Origin of the sequence: Natronococcus amylolyticus DSM 10524 (genome assembly GCF_000337675.1) — an archaeon.
GTDB lineage: Archaea > Halobacteriota > Halobacteria > Halobacteriales > Natrialbaceae > Natronococcus > Natronococcus amylolyticus.
In genome coordinates this window covers 161,919-181,466 of the sequence record NZ_AOIB01000031.1, presented here as the reverse complement: position 1 = coordinate 181,466, position 19,548 = coordinate 161,919, and the positions used below count along the sequence as shown (strand labels likewise).

Sequence of the window (19,548 nt, the reverse complement as noted above, 5' to 3'; positions counted from 1 at the left end):
CTGATATTTATAGCTGCCGGTTTAAAAGGCCCAGTAGGCAGAGGCGCGCTTCGGAAACGGTGTCGACCGACCCGATCGACGGCTCCGCTACTACGATAGCCGAGATTTGAGTCGGGCGCTCAGCGGCTTCATCTGCCGGTACGACCGTCCCTCCCAGACGAGACCACCGTCCAGGTCGATCGCGTACAGGGGTTTCTTCTCGAGGGACTGGCTCAGGTAGACGAGCCACCCCTCGTCGCTCGAGTAGAGCCGAGCGTGGCCGGGGCTGGCCCACTTGCTTGTGTGGGTCAGTCGAACAGACCCATCCGGGACGTCGATCACGTACGTCGTCTCGTCGGGCGACTTCGTCCGAACGACGGCAATCCGACCGTCGGCAGAGAGATCGACGTCGGAGACGTTCGCGTCGAACTCCCGGACGAACCGCGATCTGCCGTCGGCACCGAACACGCGAACGGTACCGTCCAGTTGGTCGGCAGCTCCGCCTTCGAGGATCAGGACCGTCCCGTCGTCGGCGACGAGCCCGAGCGTCGGGTGCTCGAGGGGCGTCGTCCACTCGAGGGTCTCCTCCCGGAACAGAAAGCCCCGGGACTGACCGTCTCTTCCCGGAGTACCGTACGCGATCGACCAGTCGCCGTCGGTCGACGTTGTGCGGCGACAGACGTACGTTTCGCCCTCGTAATCGACCGTCGTCCGGTCGGACCGCTCGGTGTGGTCCAACCAGGGACCGTCCCGGTCCCACTCGAGTCCGGGTGTCGGGTCGTCCTCGTTGCGTCCGAAGAGCATCGATTGGCGGTAGTATCGGGCCTGCCGCCAAAACGCTGCCGATGATCCGGGGCTGGACCCGAACGTGATCGTCCCCGCACCTACAGCAGCAACACGGGTGCGCCGAAGACGATCCCGACGCCGATCAGGACGAGGTTCCAGAACAGCACCGGTCGAACGAGTTCCCGGGAGATGCTCGCGGCGAAGAAGGTCTTGACCAGGATGCTGGCCGCAGTTCCAGCGATTACACCCGCGACGGCCGCGTTCTGCGAGATCTGGCCCGTGCTAACGAGGGTGACGGCCGTCGTCGTCGCGGTTCCGCTCGAGACCAGCCCGGCCAGGAACGTCGTCGCGAGGAAACCGGTCGTCCCGAACAGCTCCTCGGCAGCGACCGAGAGCAACAAGACGGCGAGAAACAGCGCACCGAAGGTGAGCGCGTTCCGGAGACTGAACGGCGAGTTGAGGTCGGCCTCGAACTCCGTCCGCCAGTCGCTTTGCCACATCGCGATCCCGACGCCTGCGAGCGCAATCGCACCCAGCGGTGCACCGACGATGACGGCGGCTTCGGGAACGAACGCAACCACGATCACGGCGTTTCGAACCGCCATCGCGGCGTTCGCGAGCAGGATCGCGCCGACGGCCAGCCCGAGCAGTCCCGACTGGTTGTCCGCGCGTTTGCCCATCTCGGCGACGACCGCCGTCGAGTTGACGAGCCCGCCGAAGAAGCCGGTGACGGCGATCCCGCGCCCCTGGTACTTCTTGACCAGGACGTAGTTGACGAACCCGATCGCGCTGATCGCGATCACGAGCGACCAGATTAGCCGCGGCTGGACGGCGCCCCAAGGATCGACCGTCTCGTCGGGTAGAAGTGGGTAGATGACGAACGCCAGGATGACGAACTCGACGGCGCTTCGCATCTCCTCCCGGGAGAGCCCCCACGCGAACTCGTGGAGTTCACGCTTCAGGACGAGCAGCAGCGACGACAGCACCGCCACCGTCACTGACTCGATCAGGAACCCGTTGGCGACGAGCGCGCCGATACTGTAGGCGACCAGCATCGACACCGACGTCGTCAGCGAGAGCCCGTCGATATCGTCCTCGATGAAACTCTGTACGGCCAGCAACACGGCGTGTGCGATGATCAGGAGGCCGCCGACGAGCAACAGTCCCTCGTGGTCGATGATCGTAAAGACCGCGGCCAGGAGGCTGATCAGCGCGAACGTTCGGATCCCCGCGGACTTCTGGGACCACTCGCGCTCGAGACCCAGGAACATCCCGAGCAGCGTCGCGATGACGATCCTGGCTACGTCCTCCTCGAGGTGAATGAGTACGTCGATATCGATCATGGCTGGAGAACCGATCCGATGTCGCCGAGCGAGTCGAGGACGTAGTCCGGCTCGATGGTCGACGCCGAAACCGCGTCCCGGTCGGTAACGCCCGAGAGGACGAGCACTGTCGTCATACCAGCGGAGAGACCCATCTCCACGTCGGTCTCGAGTCGGTCCCCGACGACGAGACATCGCTCGGGTGTCGTTCCGAGCCGCCGGACGGCGGCCTCGACGGCGAACCGCGATGGCTTTCCGAGGACACCGTCGAGTTCGCGGCCGGTCGTCCCCTCGATCGCGCCGACCGTCGCCGCCGTATCCGGGATTTCACCGGTCTCAGTCGGACACGTTCGGTCCGGGTTGGTCGCGTAGAATCGCGGATCGGACTCGCCCTCGAACGCCTCGAGGGCCGCGCGGATATCGGCGTACTCGAGCGACCGATCCATCGACGCCAGGACGACGGTAGCCCGGTCGGGATCGCTCGTGACGTCGACCCCCGCCTGTCGTAGCTCCTCGACGAGGGCCGACTCGCCGACGACGAGCGCGGAATCGTCGGGATGAGCCGTCGCGAGGTAGTCGGCTGCGATCCACGCGGCAGTGACGATTTCGTCGGTCGCCGCGTCGATCCCGAGCGAGCGAAGCCGGTCGCGGTAGCCCGACCGGGTTCCGGTCGGGTTGTTGGTCAGAAAGACCGGATCGAGATCGGACTCACGTAGCCGCTCGATTCCCTCTCGAGCGCCGGCGACGGGCCGATCCCCACGGTAGACGGTTCCGTCGAGATCGACTACCGCACCCTCGAGTGCGCTACCGCTCATCACGCCCCGTCTGTCGATCGTTCCTTCCGAACTGATTCGTGGTGTGCATACGAACGCGAGTTCACGAACTGGTGTATGACCGGCCGTCGTACCTATATCTTACTATATAGTCCTATATATTCCGCAGTCGGACTCCGAGGGAATCGCAGGTCAGATCGTTCGTTCGATTTCCGCGAGCTGGCGGAGTAGAAACCGACTCGTCGGCGAGTCGGTGCAGCCGACGGTCGAAGTCGCGGACGGACCCGACACTCGGGTCGAATCTTGCGGTTTGGGTCCCCCCCCTCGGGACTCTATAGGCGCTTCTGTACGTGAGTCCAAGTATCGTCCAGAAGATGACTTGTTGCCCATGTCTCGGGCCAGTTATTATCACTTCCTCACACGATTCGGATGGGTATTCCAACATCGCATCGAACAGTCCCTCTCCGGTGGTTATAATAATTTAATATGTAGAGAGTTGCTGAAATAGAACATACTCGCCGGAGCGATAGCTCTCCCAGCGGAGAGAACGAACTCTATCGGTTGTTCGGACGCTGTAGAGACGATATTACTGCTGAATATCTCCAGAAAATAGTACTATATTCGACTACATAGTAGTATATAGTAATTGGTTTACAAAAGTATGTGTGTAAGACTACACCGTGCAGTCGGTTTCTGTCGCAACCGCTTCCAAACGACGGCGGTGCTTTGAAATTGAGTCAAAGTGTAAGGATTATTTTACGGCCCGACGGACCTTTGTCACCCAAATTACCTGACTAGTTACATTTCTAGGCATGAAGGACAGTACTTTCATGTTGTGTCCTTTGCAAACTTCTACCCTGACGACCGAGATCCGTTTGAAATCCCTTGTCCGTACTCAAAGTTCAAATCTCACCCCTGAAGAACTGCTACATGCCGGACGTTGTTGCCCATTATATATGCAGATTTTGATAACATCTATATCGATGGAGAGTCGAACCCTATTTTCTACTGACAATTCTATATCTCGCCATTTCGCATCAAGCCATCAAATACACAATATGTATACAGCCCAAACGCCGCGAGGTGAGACGCGATCCGTCCAGCACTCGACGAACCGGGCCTCAACACGAACTCGAGGTCGTGGTCTCGAGTCCGTACTCGGAGACGATGATCTCGGTTCGAGCGTCCGCACAGTCGGTCGGCTGTGTGACCGAGGTCTCGCTCCGTCCGGTGTCGGTCTCGACGATCAGATCGTAGGTTCCGGTTTCGAGCAGCGTGATCTCGAAGGCGTCCTCCGACGGGAGCGTCTCCGTCCGCTCGAGGGCCGTCTCGCCGTCACGACGGAGTTCGATCCCGACCGTTCGCTCCTCCGGGCCGGCGTTTCGGACAATCACGTCGGTTCCGTCTTCCGCGTCGCCGTCTCCGACGACCAGGCGGTCCGCCGGCTCCTCCGTCTCTTCGGTCTCGGACCCTGTCACGTCCGAAACCGCCCCGAGACAGCCGGTCACTGTCGTGATTCCGACTCCCGCCGTCAGCCCGATCAGGGTTCGCCGATCCATACCGGAGACACACGGTCTTCGGTAAAATCCTCTTTTCACGAGATTCGGACGTTCAGTCCGTCGAACCTGATTTTCTGTCACATGTGCGATCCACGGGGATCGAATCGGCTGGAACGACGACCCGCAAACCGAACACGCACTTTCCGCCCGAGGAACTTTCGTCGTCTGTATCCAGTACGTGATAGTGCGACATATTCAGGTTACGGTGCCGGTGGGTAAACGAGAGGCGGTGCTCGACGTACTGGAAGAAGAGGGGGTCGAGTACGTTCTCACGGAGGAACACGGGACCCGGGAGTACGACTCCATCGTCTCGTTTCCGCTGCCGACGAACGCGGTCGAACCGGTCCTCGACTCGCTTCAGAACGTCGGGATCGAGAACGACTCCTACACGGTTGTCACCGACGCGGAGACCGTTATCTCGAGGGATTTTGACGAACTCCAGCAGGAACACACCACGGAGTCGGTCCAGGACGAGGAAATCTCCAGACAGGAGTTACTGACTCGAGCGGAGGAGCTGACGCCGACCTACAGCGTCTTTTTCGCGATGACGCTGATCAGCTCGATCGTCGCGACGGTCGGACTGCTGCTCGACTCGCCGGCGGTCGTCGTCGGCTCGATGGTGATCGCGCCGCTGATCGGACCCGCGTTGAGCGCCTCGATCGGGACCGTGGTCAACGATCGCGACCTGTTCTTCAAGGGACTTCGCTACCAGTTCTCGGGCGTTCTCGGCGGAATCGTCATCGCGGCGATCGTCGCGTGGCTCTTCCAGTCGATGTTTCTCGTTCCTCCCGGGGCCGAGCTCACCGAGATCGACGAGGTGGCAGAGCGGATCGCTCCGGAGCTGCTCCTGTTGCCCGTCGCGCTGGGTGCCGGCATCGCCGGTATCCTCAGCCTCGCGACCGGCTTCTCGGTCGCTATCGTCGGCGTGATGATCGCCGCCGCGCTGGTGCCGCCGATGGCTGCCGCCGGTATCGCCTTGGCCTGGGGGATGCCCGCGGCCGCACTGGGCTCGACGGTGCTCGTGTTAGTCAACCTCCTCGGAGTCAACTTTGCCGGCCTCGCGACGCTGTGGTACATCGGCTACCGACCCGATAGCGGGTTCGGGATCTCGATCGCACAGCGCCGTGTGTTCAAACAGGCCGCCATCTTTCTCGCCGTTATCCTCGTCCTCTCGCTGTTTCTGACCGGCGTGACCTACTCCTCCTATCAGATGTCGGCCTTCGAGGAGACGGCGACCCAGGAGTCCGAGGCGGTGCTGTCGGAGTACGACGACGCCTACCTGCTCGAGGTCGACGTCCAGGTCCGCGAGGAGGGGCTCCCGGTCGATAGCTCGCTCGACGCGACCCAGCAGATCGACGCCGTCGTCGTCGAGGTCGGCGGTCCGCCTGGGACGTACGACGCGGAGCTGATCGACACGATCGACGAACGGATCAACGAGCAGACGACGGGCGACACCGCGGTGCAGGTTCGCTTCGTCGCGACCGGCGGGAACGACGCCTACCTCGAGGGCGATGAGGCCGACGTAAATAACGCGGATGCCGACACCTGACTCCGTTCAGACGGATTCGGCGTCGTCGGACCCACACCGCGGACATCGCTGGACGGCCGAATCTTCGAAGCTCGTTCCACAGCCACGACACGAATCGCGGCTCGTCTCGAGCCCGCTCGTGCCACAGACGCCACACTGTCGACGGGTCGCCTTGAACTGAGCGCTGCAGGACCCGCACCTGTACGTGCCTCGCATAGAGTACGGACCGTTCCGAACGGCGAAAGGCGTTCTGCCGTCTCAAGCAGCGCTCGAGCCAGCGATCGTTCGCCTCGAGCGCGAGTCAGTCCGCTGCTCGCATGCCGGGCCGCGAGCGGACCGAAACGGGTCCTACACCGGTTCGAACCGGTAGCCGTCCCAGTCCTGGCTGTCGGGTTCCCTGATGCCCGCACCGGGTTCGCGCAGCTCCTCGGTGTAGACGGGTTCGACCTCGTCGCCGGTCTCGACGTCGCCGTCCGTGAGCTGGACGAGCGCTCGGACCGACGTCTCGCCGTCGTCGACGACTTCACGCACGTCGAACTCGACGATCGCGAGGTGGTTCGGTTCCCGAACGCCCGGCGGCGTCGCGGTACTGGTCGTCCACGTCACGACCTCGGCGGTGTGCTCGCTCAGGTCGATCGTGCCGACCGGTTCCGCACCGTTCCGGCTGCGCGGGTGGCCGGGGTAGCTGATCGTGCCGTCGTCGTATCGGGTCGCTTCCATCGTCATCGTGCTGCCTCCATGATAGTGGTGATAACGCAGTTGCCGAAGCCGCCGACGTTACAACAGAGCCCGACGTCGGCCTCGACCTGGCGGTCGCCGGCCTCGCCGACCACCTGTTCGTAGATCTCGACGCCCTGGGCGACGCCGCTGGCGCCAAGCGGGTGGCCCTTCGATTTGAGCCCGCCGGAGGTGTTGACCGGTAACTCGCCGTCGCGCTCCGTGTAGCCCTCCTCGACTAACTCCCAGGCCTCGCCCTGCTCGGCAAAGCCCAGCCCCTCCATCTGCAGGAACTCGAGGATGGTGAACATGTCGTGGAGTTCGGCGACGTCGACGTCCTCTGGCCCGTAGCCGCTCATCTCGTAGGCGCCCTGCCCGCTCTCGACAACGCCGCCCATTACCGTCGGATCCTCGCGCTCGTGGACGACGTGGGTGTCGGTTGCGCCGTCGACGCCCGCAACGATCGCGTACTCGTCGGTGTACTCCTGGGCGACGGACTCCGGACAGAACAGCATCGCCGCGGAGCCGTCGGTGATCGGACAGAAATCGTACAGTCGCAGCGGATCGGCGACGATGGGCGAGTCGAGGATCGTTTCGACGTCGACCTCCTTCCGGAACTGTGCGTGGGGGTTGTCGACGCCGTTTCTGTGGTTCTTCGACGCGACCTTCGCCAAGCTCTCCCGCGGTGCGTCGAAGCGCTCGAGGTAGTGACGCGCGGTCAGTCCCGCGAAGGAGGGCAGGGTCACGCCCGCCTTGTACTCGACGGGATGGGTGATCGACGCGATGATATCGGTCGCCTCGCCGGTCGTCCGGTGGGTCATCTTCTCCCCGCCGACGAGCAGGGTCATATCGCTCGCTCCGCTTTGAATCGACTGCCAGGCGGCGTAGATCCCCGCCCCACCGCTCGAGCTCGTCTGGTCGACGCGCTGGGTGTACGCTGGCAGCGCGCCGATATCGTGTGCCAGCGCGTTCATCACGCCAGTCATCCCCTCGAACTCCCCGCTGGTCATGTTCGAGACGTACAGATGTTCGATCTCGTCGGCGTCGACGCCCGCATCCTCGAGACAGTCGAGGCCGGCCTCGGCGAGCAGCTCGAGGATCCACTCCTCGCGCTGTCCGAACTGGGTCATCGAGGCGCCGATCACCGCGACGCGGTCGGACTCCGTCATCGTCCTCCCTCCAGAAGCGTCACCTGGTCGCGTCCAGCCGTTTCCTTCGCCGACGTTTCGGGGACGGCTCCGGAGCTGCGCTCGGCAGCCGAGAGCCACTCCTCGACGGTGTACGTTCGATCCGTGCCCGACGCCGTTCGATCCGTGTGCGGGACGACACCGCGAACCGTCGCCGATCCGTCCTCGCCCGATTCCTCGCTCTCGTCGTCCTCGTACAGTGTGAGCGTGACGATCGGAACCCGGACTCGCTCGCGCGAACCGGCCCCCGGACAGAGCGGCGACGACGAGAGCTCCTGTCGCCGGAACGCCGGCTCGAGCGAGCGGCCTTGCCGTTCGGCCCAGCGCTCGAACTCGGCGACGATTTCGCTGCGCGTCGATCTGCGGCCGTCGTCGGCGTACCCGTCGGGCGGCCACCGAACGATCCGGTACTCGTCGATGGCACCGTCCTCTTGCAGTCGATCGAGTCGGTCGACGACGCGACCGATCGCGCCGTCGGCGGCGGTCGAAACGGTCGGTCGGACGTAGCAGTCGACCCGGAGACTGCGCTCGGGATCCGCGGTCGCGGTCGGAACCGCCGTTCGCTTACCGGCTGACATACGTCCCCTTCCTTTGCTGGGCGTACCCATCCGCAACTAGCGACGAGAGGATCGGTAACAGCGTCAGTTTCGATAGCCCCAGCAGTCGCTGAAGCTCGTTCGCCGTCGCCTCCCCCATCTCCAGCAGCGTCAGGTAGACGAGTTTGGCCTGTGGTGATCCAAGCTCATCCGGAACCGCTAGCTTCTGTTCGCTCGTGGACATCACAGAGGACGGCAACGGCCTATGATATAAATATTGGCTGAACCGTGCCCACGAACACCACGGCTGTCGGTATCGGGCGACAAGAAGGGAGAGAATCGGCAAAGGGGTGATGTCCACGAGTGGCCGTCGAACGACGACCAGTCGTGTGCGGCGGTCCAGAGAGCGTCTGGATAGTCCGCGTTCTACCGAATGTAGACAAAGGATAAATTTCCCACTCCAACATAGTTTGGAGAGTCGACCGAGAAGACCGTTCTCCGGAGCAGGTCGACCTCAGCTCCGACGACGTTCGGTCATACGGTTTACTGTAAGTTATTACCGGCACAACCGCCGCACGGGTCGCGGTTACGCCGGTACATCGTTACAGCAATCCGTATCACTCCTCGAGCAGCCGCCCGTCGCGAAGCGTCACGGTCCGATCGAACAGTCCCTCGAGCGACGGATCGTGGCTGATCGTCACGAGCGCGGTGCCCGCCGACTCCTGGACGTCGACGAGCAGCCCGACCACGCGCTCGGTCGTCTCGGGATCGAGCTGGCCAGTCGGTTCGTCGGCCAGGACGACATCGGGCCGGTTCGCGAGCGCGCGCGCGATCGCGACCCGCTGTTTCTCGCCGCCGCTGAGCGTCGCCGGATACCGATCCGCCCGGTCGGCGACTGCGAGCGTCTCGAGCAGTTCGTCGACCCACGCCTCGTCGCGGTCGCCGCCGTGGTGCTGGGGCAGTACGGCGTTCTCGTGGACGGTCAGGTCCGGCACCAGCTGGAAGTCCTGGAAGACAAAGCCGATCGCGTCCCGGCGCAGCCGGGCCCGCTGGCGCTCCGAGAGCCCGCTAGCGTCCGTTCCGTCGACCAGCACCCGACCGCTGTCGGGCGGCTCGAGCAGCCCGAGCACCGAGAACAGCGTCGACTTTCCGGCGCCGCTCGGTCCCCGGACGAGCGTCCGCGAGCCCGCCGGGATCGACAGCGAGAGATCCTCGAGGATCGGCTGGCTCCCGCGACGGACCGAGACGTCGGCCGCGGCCAGCACGGGCTCGTCTGTGGTCACGGGGATCGGTTGGAACCCGTCGCTCAAATAGCTGTACCTCTCCGGCGAGCGACGACAATCCGAGGGCAAGCTCGAGCCCGCCGACGAGCCGTCAGTCGTCCGCGCCAGCCGCTGGCTCCGGGTCCCGTCGTTGCTTTCGCTCCGGCTTCGAGTCGAGCTGTGCGCGGCGATCGGTGGTCGTCGGTCCCGCCGAGGGCTCGGACAGCAGCGAGGCCGGCGAGCGCCACACCAGCGGCAGGGTCGCGACGAGCGCCGCGAGCAGCGTCAGAACGAGGCCGCCAGCGAAGACGCCGAGCGCGACCGTCGCCGTCGGTCGCGGCTCGAGCGAGATGCCGAAGGCCGTCAGCTGGCCCGCCGCGGCGAGGGCCTCGAGGGCGACGATCCCGATTCCGACTGCGGCGGCGGCGGCGACGACCCCGATCCGCGCCGCGTCCCCGAGAACGACCGCGAGCACGCGCCCCGGCGAGGCGCCCGTCGCGCGGTAGATCGCGATCGTCCGACGACGGGCGCGGATCGCCCGCGCGAGGACGGCGCTGGTCGCCCCGACGACGGTCACCGCCGCGAGCCCCGTCAGCGCGCTCAGTAGGACCTGGAGGTTCCCCATCGCGTACTCGACCGCCGACTCGACACCGCCGTCGGATCGGTGGTGGCCGCTGGCGGCGAGCGCGCTCACCACGCGGTCGTCGCCGACGACCTCGTACTCCGCGGTCGCCAGCGTTCGGTCCCCGGCCCCGACGGTAACGGTGTGTTCGCCGGGCGGCTGGCGGGACAGCGTCGCCGTTCGCGTCGCCGTCTCGCCGGGCTCGAGAGCCACCGTCGTTCGATCGGTCGTCCCGGCGCCGTCGAGTTCGATCTCGGTCTCGAGCGGGCGATCCCAGGGGTTCTCGAGGTCGACCGTCGCGGTCGGCTGGGCGTGAACCGAGGGCGAGGACGGGCTGATCGACAGCGACGTCGCCGGCTCGGGATCGGCGTCGTGGGCCACTCGAATCGTCTCGTTTTGCTCGCGCTCGCCCGCATAGACCGTCGCGTCGTACGTCCCGGGTGCCTCCGGCAGTTCGATCCGGGCGACGCCGTCGGATCCGGTTGCGGCCGTACGGTTCCCGACTTCGACGGTCGCGTTCGAGACCGGATCCCCGGTCGTTTCGCGGACGGGAACTGACAGCGACGCACCCGTCGGGCCCGACTCCGGCAGCGAGAGCGACTCGAGCGGCGGCGCGTCGTCGACGGTGACCGTCGTTTCGTCGTCGCCGACTGACAGCTCGTACTCGCCGGCCAGCGGCGCCGACAGCTCGAACGCCACGGTCCGTCGCTCGTAGCCCCCGAGCTCGACGGATCGGCGCTGTTCGGCCTCGCCGATCGTCGCCTCGAGCTCCCGTTCGACGGTCTCGGTCGTGGGGTTCCAGACGGTCGCCTCGACGGAAACCGTCTCGCCAGGACGGACGTAATCCGGTGCCTCGAGGTCGACGACCGTCACCGACTCCGTCTCGGCCCTCTCGGCCGCGTCGGACACCCCGGTTGCGGTCGTTCGGATCTGGTTCACCTCGTCCGACTCGAGCCCCGACAGGTGGCGGGCCGTCGGCAGCGAGACCAGCAGCTGGTGATCCGCGAACCCGCCGGTTTCGACGGTGCCGGCGACGGTTACTACTCCGACTGCGGGGTCGGTGCTCCCGCCGACCGCGAGCTCGTCGCCGGGTTCGAGCCCGAGAGCGTCGGCCAGCTCGACGCCCACGACGGCCTCCTCGTCGTCCGCCGGCGGGTCCCCGTCGACGATCCGGGCGTCGGAGACCGACTCGAACGCGGCGTAGTCGACGCCGCGGACGAGGTACGGCTCCTCGCCGTGACTCGCGAACAGCAGGATCTCGGGGCTGGCGGGGACGCCTCGCTCCGCGAGCGTCTCGGCGTAGTCGGCCGACACCCGACTCTCGGCCGGGTGCGAGGCGTCGGGATCGGCGACCGTCGTCCCCGCCGTCGACAGCGAGGCGCCGATCGTCCCGAGCGACGCGACGAGCAGGACGATCACCGCGAACGTCGACAGCGTCGCCGTCGTCGGAACGACCGTCCGTGCCGCGAGCACCGTCGGCCCGAGGCGACCCCGGACGCCGCCACCGATACGTCGGAGCCGTCCGCTCGGGGTGCTCGAGCCGCCGTCGCGGCCGTCGCGACCGACCAGTGCGGGCGGTTTCGTCGTCGCGGCGCGAGCCGTGACGTACCCCGTCGCGATCCCGACGAGGGTGATCGCGGCGAGCATCGCGGCGACGAACCGGACGAGGTCGGGCGTCACCGTCACCGACAGGGTCGTCGGTAGACCGACCACGATCGCGGCGGTCACCGCCGCGTTGGTGACGACGACGCCGATCGCGTAGCCGAGAACGCCGCCAGCGGCCGCGATCGCCCCGGCCCGTGCCGCGAGCGCGGCCCGGATTCGCCGCGGCGGTGCGCCCGTCGCTCGAGCCACCCGGATCGTTCGCGCGCGATCCCGAATCGTCATCCGGACGACGCTCGAGAGCGTCGCGGCGACGATCACACCGGCGGCAGCGACGCCCGTTCGGACGATCCCGAGGACGTCGTCCGCGCCCTGTGTGAAGAACTCGAGCGCCCCCACAACCGGAGCACCCTCGCGATCCTCGTTCCCGTCCCCGTCGGCCGGCGAGACGACGAGCGCGCCCGTCGGCCCGACCTCCTCGAGCGTCTCGGGTGTCGTCCGCAGCCACGTCGGTGGAACGATCCCGTCCGAGGCGTTCGCGGGCTCGACTTCCGCCGTCGTCGTTCCGTCGCTCCCCTCGAGGCGCCACGTCTCTCCATTCGCGTCGGGTGCGACGGTGCCGTCGGGCTGGGCGGGGAGTCCGAGCGCCGGGGCGTCAGCGGGAATCCCGACGATTCGATCGGTGTCTCCCTCGGGGCCGACGGCGGTCGCCGTTGGAAGCACGACATCGTCGGGACCTGCCGCCTGGCTCGCGCGGTCGACCGAGCCGTAGCCGACGACCGACGCGTTCCCCTCGTGTTCGGCCGCGAGGTTGTGCGTCTGGTCGCCGGCGGCGACGACGAGCAGCGCGGCGCCGACCAGCAGCGCCACCGTCAGCGCGATAACCAGCACCGCGAGTCGGTCCCGGCGCGACCAGCGACCGACGAGCACCCGAAGATACGTCATTGAGGTCAGACAGTGCAGTTGTAGGGGAAGTGTCGCCGTAAATAAATGCCGGAGTCGCTCCGACCGGCGGCCGCGGACTGCAGCCCGTTTCTCTCGCCGAAGAAATGCAGGATGTGATACAGTACCGCTATAGCGGTGATCGTCGTAGTAGCTGCTCGGAGCTATGCCCGCGAGTAATGGGGATTCGGACGACGCGAACGAGTCGTCGGTACTCGAGCGACGCTACGACGAGCGGACCACGGCCAGCATCGCGGTCGTCGAATCGATCGCCGCGGCCGAGGGAGTCGATCCGACGGCGATCGAGGACGAGTACGGCGCGACGCTGCTCGACAGCGTCGACCCGAAGGCGCTCGACACCCTCGTCGGCGACGGCGACGGCGGCGGGACCGTCGCGGTCGAGTTCGTCTTTCTCGACTACCGCGTTCGCGTCGACGACGCCGGCCGGATCCGGATCTTCGACGACGATCGGTGACGGGTCGGCTCGACCGACGGTCTCGGTTCCCGACCGGTCGCTCGAACGAGAGATTTACGGTCCCTGCGCTCGCTCACTCGAGTAGATGCCGACCCAGCGCCGGATGCGGTTCGTCCACGGACAGCTCGCCTGGATGCTCGCGACGATCGTCGCGCTGACGCTGCTGGGCAGTCTCTCCTACGAGCTGTTCTTCGTGCTCTCGCTGATCGGGCTGTTGATCGTCACCGAGCTGACCGCACCGGTCAACATCACGCCGGCCTGGCGACGGCGCCTGCTGTGGCTGATCGGGCTCGGCCTCGTCGGGTTCGCGATCATCGTCGTCCGGCGGATCCTCGAGATTCTGCCGCCGGAGGTGATGCCGTTTTGAACCCCCGCGAGTACGTCACCGACGGCGACGGGATCGACTGGCCCGCCGCGCTGCTGGTCGCCCTCGGCGCCGTCGTTATCGTCGGCCTGTTCGTCGCCGCGACCACCTCCTCGGCCGCGTTCGGCCCGTACAACCCCGCGTGGGACGGGACCGACGACTTCCGGGAGGTGATCCAGACCGACGACGACGTCGAGGGCGAGCTGATCCGGGAGACCGACCGCTACGAGGAGGTTCCCGCCGAGGAGACGACGGCGATCGTCGTCGCGCCCGACGAGCCCTACGGCGCGGCCGACGCCGCCCGCGTCCAGGAGTTCGTCGGTAACGGCGGCACCCTGGTCGTTCTCGAGAACTACGGCACCGACGCGAACGACCTGCTCGACGCCGTCGGCGCCGACGCCCGCACGAACGGGAGCGTCCTGCTCGACGAGCAAAGCCACGACCAGGGGCCGGCGATGCCGATCACTACCGCGACCGCCAACCACGAACGGACCGCCGGCGTCGACCAGCTCACGCTCAACCACGCGACGGCCGTCGATCCAAACGGCGCGACCGCCCTGATCGGAACCAGCGACTACGCCCACCTCGCCGACTCGCCGGGGACGGAGCTCGAGGACGACACGGCGTTCGACGCCTACCCTGTCGCGACCGTCGAGGACGTCGGCAGCGGCGAGGTCGTCGTCGTCGGCGACCCGAGCATCACGATCAACGCGATGTACGGCGAACCCGACAACGCGGCGTTCCTCCAGCGCCAGTACGCCGACGACGATCGCGTCCTGCTCGATCTGAGCCACGGCGAGGAGCTGCCGCCGCTGGCGAGCATTACGCTGACCCTGCGGGAGCTGCCGGCGCTACAGTCACTGGTCGGGCTGTTCGTCGTCGTCGCCGTCATCGGCGCCTCGAACCGAACCTTCCGGAACGGCGTCGGGACCGTCCGCGATCGACTCGGCTCCGGCGACGAGCCCGGATCGGCCCTGTCGGACGCCGAACGGGCCGAACTGCTCCGGGAGCGCCATCCCGACTGGGACGACGAGCAGGTCCAGGAAACGATAACAGCGCTTAACCGTTCCCGCTCGAAACACGGGGATCGATGAGCGAGACGGACCGGAACTGGCCCTTCGCGGACGATCCACAGACGGTGTACGAGAAGATCAGGACCGAAACCGGGCGGGTCCTGGTTGGCAACGAGGAGGCGATCGAACACCTGACGATCGCACTGCTGACGCGGGGCCACCTCCTGCTCGAGGGCGTCCCCGGCGTCGCCAAGACGACGATCGCGAACCTGCTGGCGCGGGCGACCGGGCTCGACTACCAGCGCATCCAGATGACCCCCGACATTCTGCCGGCCGACATCACCGGTACCCAGATCTACCGGGAGCCGACCGGCCAGTTCGAGCTCCAGCGGGGGCCGGTCTTCTCGAACCTCGTCGTCGCCGACGAGATCAACCGCGCGACGCCGAAGACCCAGTCGGCACTGCTCGAGGCGATGCAGGAACGAACCGTCACGATCGAGGGCCAGACGCTGGCCCTGCCGGAGCCGTTCATGGTCGTCGCGACCCAGAACCCGATCGAGATGGAGGGCGTCTTCGAGCTCCCGGAGGCCCAGCGGGACCGATTCATGTTCAAGCTCACGGTCGGGCTGCCGAACCGCGAGGAGGAGACCGAGCTGCTTCGGCGGTTCGACGAGCAGCCCGAACTGGGCCCGTCGACGATCGACCAGGCGGTCCAGACCGAGGACATCCGCGGCGCCCGAAAGGCCGTCACCGAGGTCCACGTCGCCGACCCAGTCACGGAGTACGTCCTCGACCTCGTCGCGGCGAGCCGAGACCACCCCGACGTCAACCACGGCGTCTCCCCGCGGGCGTCGCTCGCCTTCCTCGAGGGGATCAAGGCCCGGGCGGCGATCCGCGGCCGCGAGTACGCAACACCCGCGGACGTCAAGGCTCTCACGGAGCCCGTCCTGGTCCACCGCCTCGTCCTGGACACGGAGGCGGAGCTGAGCGACGTCAACCCCGAAGACGTCGTCGAAGAGATCCTCGACACCGTCACGGTCCCGGACACCGACGACCTCGGCGGGAAACCGACGCCGAACTAGCGGTCCGTTTTCGCAGACGATCCGCGGTCCCGATCTTTCGGACCGACTCGAGGACGGTTCGCTGCCGCTCCGGAGCCTACTTCTCGGGCACGGCTTCGTCGTCTAGACCCCTCCGCGAAACTCCCCTTACACACGGGCAATCTACAGGCGGAACAGGCCGAGTGCCTCGGGGCTTGACCCCGAGGGTGAAGGCCGTAAGCCCCGCTAAACGTGTTCCGTTCGCTCAATATATTGTTCAATCGTGTCGGTCGAAACATCACCTGCTGTCCCAACGTAGTACGATTCCTCCCAAAATCCGCCACCTCACAGATACTCCTCCAAGAACGGTTCGTGCTGTTCCCACATCTCCTGCGCTGTGATGCTCTTGACCGTTCGCACAATCTCGCTCGGTGCGTGCTTTGGGTGGGCTGGCAGGAACAGGTGTACGTGGTCGGGTGAGATGTGTAGCGACAGTATCTCGTAGCCGTACTCGTCGCACACGTCGCGGAAACTCGCTTTCAGCGAGTCTTCGATTGGTTCGAGAATTGCGTGGCGGTATTTTGGACACCACACGAAGTGGTAGTTGACGTTGTATACCGTGTGATTCGACCGCTTCTCACCCATACCCACCAACACAACAACCAATCAAAAGTACTCTTTGAGATGACTCATAGACAACCACCAGTATACCTTTAAGTGTGGAAGAACAAGGGGTAGACGTGACGAAGCAACTCAAGGTATCCGATGCTGTGTACGACGACCTTGATGAACTCAAGGACGAGGAGGGCCACACGAGTTTCGACAGCGTACTCCGCACGCTCCTCCTCCACTACCGCTACGTCCAACCCAACGACCAAGAATGACCGACACACAGGCTCTCCTCAAAACGCTGGACTTCCAACTCGACATCCGGAGTGACAACGAGAGCCTGCTGTACGATGCCACGCTCGAAGCACGGTTGGCGTACAACGAAACCATCCGCCTCGCCAAGCAGGGCGTTGACTGGGACGCAATTCCCGACCGAGTAGCCGAAGACGCCAACCTCGTGAAAAACACGACACAGCGTGTCGTCGCCAAAGCACTTGGTGCGATGGAGAACTACTACGAGTACGACGACTTCGGCCAGCCGAGCCACACCAAGGACGGCGAGTACCCGCTTCGTGCGAACTACGAGGAAGGGTACAACCTGTCGCTTACCGACGACGGCGACGTGGCGTTCCGCATTAGCGCGAAGCCGTACAAACACGTCAAGGGCGTCCTCAAAGGGAGTGACACTCACCTCGATATTCTCAAGACCGCACTCGAAGGCGAGGGGTGGAAGATTGGGACGGCAGAAGCCCTGTTCCACAACGAGAACGCCGAGTTGCACGTCAACGTCACTAACACCGAGCAGACCGTTCGTGACAAGCAGGACTCGCGGACGCTCATCGGTGTGGACGTGAACGAGGATAACGTGGCTCTCACCGCACTGTCCGAGGGTGGCGTCGAGGATACACTGGTTATCGACTTCCCCGAAATCAAGTTCGAGCGCCACCGCTACTTCACGATGCGGAAGCGTGTGCAGAACGCGGGGAAAGACAGCATCCACGATACACTCGAAGGGCGGGAAGAACGGTTTGTCCGCGACCGACTCCACAAAGTGTCTCGGCACATCGTGGAGTGGAGCCGTCAGTTTGAGAGGCCGTGCATCGTCTTTGAAGACCTCAAAGAGATACGCGACAGTATCGACTGCGGCACTCGGATGAACCGACGCTTGCACCACCTCCCGTTCCGCGCCCTTCAGTTCTATACGTCGTACAAAGCCTCGTTCGAGGGGATTCCGACTGCGTGGATTAACCCTGAGTACACGAGTCAACGCTGTCCGATGTGTGGTCATACGGAGGGTGCGAACCGCAACAAGAAGCGATTAAAGTGCAAGGACTGTGGGCATCAAGACCACAGCGACCGTGGTGCAAGCGTCAATATCGCCGTCAAAGGTGTGAAGAAACTCGATTGGAATGTGCCTGCTCTCAACAGCCTTCCCGTTGTTCGGAAGGTGCGACGGCAGGCATCGGGGGCTGTGGACGCCCCGACCGTGACCCACCCGACCGTTCGAGGCTATCAGGCCGATGGTCGGATGGGAGTATCCGACTAAACCACGGGAAGCCTCGGGGCTTGACCCCGAGGCGGTTCACTGGGAAACCAGGACGACCCCGATAATTGCGAACGTTATTCCAGCAAATCTCACTATCGTAATCTCGTCTCCGAGAATGGCCATCCCGATGAGCGCTGCGACGACGAAGTACATCGCACCGAGCGTAGAGACGACCGTCGTCGACCCGCCGGAGAGACCGACGTACATCGAAATCAGGCCGATTCCGGTGAACAATCCGGCCACGCCGGCGAGCAGCCCGCCCTTCGCAGTAATGGCGAGCGATGCGTCCGAAACGAGGACGTATCCGAGCGCGAGGGGTCCCGCAACGAGATAGGAGATCGCGGCGGCCGTCCTCGGGTCGATAGACTCCGACGCAGCGTTGCCAAGGACGACCCAGATCCCCCACGTTACCATCGTAATCGAACCGAAGAATACGGCCGAATCTATCTCAGGAAGCCCCATTATGACGACTCAGCGTAACGACTGAACAGTGTCGCCCAGAGACGCTCGAAGTGACTGGCGTAGAACGGTGGGGTATCCCCGGCGGGGAGGTAGAAGCTCGGTTCAGTGTCGCCGCCTCGGTCGTCGGCATGATGTCTCTGTGCCATACGTACTCCATACCACCTATACCCGGATCGGTCTCTCTCTTAATCGAATAATCCATTTATATCGGGTCCAAAAGATTTCGTACACTCCTGACTGCTTTCGACCGTTGCTCGGTGGCTGTAGTGAGGCCGACCGGCGCACGCAGAACGAGGACGTATCGCCCGACAGCTCCACGAGAGATGTTCGACACGCGTCCGTCCGCGTCTCGAGTAGTGTTCCCGACTCCTCCGGACCACCCGTTTGTACCGTTCCTACCACGCCCTGTTTCACTGAAATGAACTTCGCGTGCGACAAACCTGTTCTGAGCGGGACGACTGGCCTCACCAGATATACATGCTCATATATTATAGACGCCTATTCCGTAGAACAGTGACTGACATCAAAGCGGTTGTCCGAATCGAGCACCCCGACATCGTGCTCACGAAGACAGTCACTCACGACCAGAGCGCGAACGTCAAGTCTGTGCTAGAGGCAGGAACCGATCCTACGTCGGGGAAGTTCTTCTACCGCATTCGGTCGTCCGATTTTCACCGGTTCGAGGACGGATTGCGGAACGATCACACCATCGGCGAGTTCGAACGAGTTATCGAGACCAGAGACGAGAAGGCGATCTACAGCTTCGAGTATACCGACGAAGCGAAGATCATCTCGCCGATCATTTCGACCGCGAACGGCGTCATACTCGACATGGAGAACGACGGCAACGGGTGGATTCTAACGGTATGGGTGCCCGAACGGACGAACCTGGCATCGCTGTGGGAGTACGCGGATCGGAACGACATCGAGATCGAGTTACTGCGCGTCAACGAGTACGCCAGTTTGGGGAGTACGGACGCAGGATTGACCGATAGCCAACGGGAGGCACTCCTCGTCGCGCTCGAGAGAGGATATTTCGAAGATCCACGGAGCGCAACTCTCAGCGAAGTCGCCGCCGATCTTGATATCTCCCAACCCGCAGCCAGCGGTCTCCTACGGCGTGGAACCAAACGACTCATCGTCTCCTCTCTGTTAGACGACGGTGAAAACTCGAATTGAGCACGGCTACTCGATGCAGTGTCGGAGAGATTACCCCGAAGCCAC

General features: G+C 64.5%; 19 protein-coding genes and 1 pseudogene. 8 read left to right on the top strand and 12 right to left on the bottom strand.

Annotated features, from left to right (window positions below; all coding sequences use genetic code 11):
* Positions 1-90 precede the first annotated feature (90 nt).
* The 4 genes from C491_RS16160 to C491_RS16145 form a co-directional block, all read right to left on the bottom strand.
* Complete coding sequence (locus C491_RS16160; RefSeq protein ID WP_005558220.1) at positions 91-783, bottom strand: hypothetical protein; 693 nt, start codon at positions 781-783, stop codon at positions 91-93.
* Positions 784-863: 80 nt separating this feature from the next.
* Complete coding sequence (locus C491_RS16155; protein WP_005558218.1) at positions 864-2,108, bottom strand: MgtC/SapB family protein; 1,245 nt, start codon at positions 2,106-2,108, stop codon at positions 864-866.
* Positions 2,105-2,902 carry an HAD-IIA family hydrolase gene (locus C491_RS16150; RefSeq protein WP_005558216.1) on the bottom strand — a complete coding sequence of 266 codons (798 nt, stop codon included), beginning with the start codon at positions 2,900-2,902 and terminating at the stop codon, positions 2,105-2,107. Before C491_RS16150 ends, C491_RS16155 begins: the two co-directional genes overlap by 4 nt.
* A 1,079-nt stretch (positions 2,903-3,981) precedes the next feature.
* Positions 3,982-4,419, bottom strand: a complete 438-nt coding sequence (locus C491_RS16145) for a hypothetical protein (protein ID WP_005558214.1) — start codon at positions 4,417-4,419, stop codon at positions 3,982-3,984.
* A gap of 184 nt (positions 4,420-4,603) precedes the next feature.
* On the opposite strand from C491_RS16145, the gene C491_RS16140 reads away from it, so the two are divergent.
* On the top strand, positions 4,604-5,968 hold the full coding sequence (locus C491_RS16140; RefSeq protein WP_049892165.1) for a TIGR00341 family protein: 1,365 nt from the start codon (positions 4,604-4,606) through the stop codon (positions 5,966-5,968).
* 327 nt (positions 5,969-6,295) lie between these two features.
* On the opposite strand, the gene C491_RS16135 is transcribed toward C491_RS16140, so the two are convergent.
* From C491_RS16135 to C491_RS16110, 6 genes are all read right to left on the bottom strand, one after another.
* Positions 6,296-6,673: a hypothetical protein gene (locus C491_RS16135; RefSeq protein WP_005558211.1), complete on the bottom strand. Its 378-nt coding sequence runs from the start codon at positions 6,671-6,673 to the stop codon at positions 6,296-6,298.
* Positions 6,670-7,833, bottom strand: a complete 1,164-nt coding sequence (locus tag C491_RS16130; RefSeq protein ID WP_005558208.1) for a thiolase family protein — start codon at positions 7,831-7,833, stop codon at positions 6,670-6,672. The genes C491_RS16135 and C491_RS16130 overlap by 4 nt, the downstream gene beginning before the upstream one ends.
* Positions 7,830-8,429, bottom strand: coding sequence for an HTH domain-containing protein (locus tag C491_RS16125; protein ID WP_005558206.1), 600 nt, complete (start codon positions 8,427-8,429; stop codon positions 7,830-7,832). Before C491_RS16125 ends, C491_RS16130 begins: the two co-directional genes overlap by 4 nt.
* Complete coding sequence (locus C491_RS16120) at positions 8,416-8,631, bottom strand: helix-turn-helix domain-containing protein (protein ID WP_005558204.1); 216 nt, start codon at positions 8,629-8,631, stop codon at positions 8,416-8,418. The genes C491_RS16125 and C491_RS16120 overlap by 14 nt, the downstream gene beginning before the upstream one ends.
* 373 nt (positions 8,632-9,004) lie before the next feature.
* The gene (locus tag C491_RS16115; protein WP_049892162.1) at positions 9,005-9,670 is read right to left on the bottom strand and encodes an ABC transporter ATP-binding protein; all 666 of its coding nucleotides are present in this window, start codon (positions 9,668-9,670) and stop codon (positions 9,005-9,007) included.
* 91 nt (positions 9,671-9,761) lie between these two features.
* Positions 9,762-12,818: an FtsX-like permease family protein gene (locus tag C491_RS16110; protein WP_049892160.1), complete on the bottom strand. Its 3,057-nt coding sequence runs from the start codon at positions 12,816-12,818 to the stop codon at positions 9,762-9,764.
* A 163-nt stretch (positions 12,819-12,981) separates the two neighbouring features.
* On the opposite strand from C491_RS16110, the gene C491_RS16105 reads away from it, so the two are divergent.
* From C491_RS16105 to C491_RS16090, 4 genes are all read left to right on the top strand, one after another.
* The gene (locus C491_RS16105; protein WP_005558198.1) at positions 12,982-13,290 is read left to right on the top strand and encodes a HalOD1 output domain-containing protein; all 309 of its coding nucleotides are present in this window, start codon (positions 12,982-12,984) and stop codon (positions 13,288-13,290) included.
* 85 nt (positions 13,291-13,375) lie between these two features.
* The gene (locus tag C491_RS16100) at positions 13,376-13,657 is read left to right on the top strand and encodes a hypothetical protein (protein ID WP_005558196.1); all 282 of its coding nucleotides are present in this window, start codon (positions 13,376-13,378) and stop codon (positions 13,655-13,657) included.
* Entirely contained in the window at positions 13,654-14,748 is a 1,095-nt protein-coding gene (locus tag C491_RS16095) for a DUF4350 domain-containing protein (protein ID WP_005558194.1), read from the top strand. The genes C491_RS16100 and C491_RS16095 overlap by 4 nt, the downstream gene beginning before the upstream one ends.
* Positions 14,745-15,749 (top strand): AAA family ATPase, encoded by a 1,005-nt coding sequence (locus tag C491_RS16090; protein WP_005558192.1) that lies wholly within the window; start codon positions 14,745-14,747, stop codon positions 15,747-15,749. Before C491_RS16095 ends, C491_RS16090 begins: the two co-directional genes overlap by 4 nt.
* A 204-nt stretch (positions 15,750-15,953) precedes the next feature.
* Here C491_RS16090 and tnpA read toward each other — a convergent pair.
* Positions 15,954-16,352, bottom strand: a pseudogene (tnpA, locus tag C491_RS22035) (IS200/IS605 family transposase).
* A 95-nt stretch (positions 16,353-16,447) separates the two neighbouring features.
* Here tnpA and C491_RS23355 point away from each other — a divergent pair.
* Together C491_RS23355 and C491_RS16080 are read left to right on the top strand one after the other, a co-directional pair.
* Positions 16,448-16,591, top strand: coding sequence for a hypothetical protein (locus C491_RS23355; protein WP_169331744.1), 144 nt, complete (start codon positions 16,448-16,450; stop codon positions 16,589-16,591).
* Positions 16,588-17,862 carry an RNA-guided endonuclease TnpB family protein gene (locus C491_RS16080; protein ID WP_005558189.1) on the top strand — a complete coding sequence of 425 codons (1,275 nt, stop codon included), beginning with the start codon at positions 16,588-16,590 and terminating at the stop codon, positions 17,860-17,862. The genes C491_RS23355 and C491_RS16080 overlap by 4 nt, the downstream gene beginning before the upstream one ends.
* Positions 17,863-17,898: 36 nt before the next feature.
* Here the strand turns inward: C491_RS16080 and C491_RS16075 are convergent, their stop codons facing one another.
* A complete protein-coding gene (locus C491_RS16075; protein WP_005558186.1) occupies positions 17,899-18,324 on the bottom strand; it encodes an EamA family transporter in 426 nt (141 codons plus the stop codon).
* 513 nt (positions 18,325-18,837) lie between these two features.
* Here C491_RS16075 and C491_RS16070 point away from each other — a divergent pair.
* Positions 18,838-19,503: a helix-turn-helix domain-containing protein gene (locus tag C491_RS16070; protein ID WP_005558184.1), complete on the top strand. Its 666-nt coding sequence runs from the start codon at positions 18,838-18,840 to the stop codon at positions 19,501-19,503.
* The last annotated feature ends 45 nt before the right edge of the window (positions 19,504-19,548 follow it).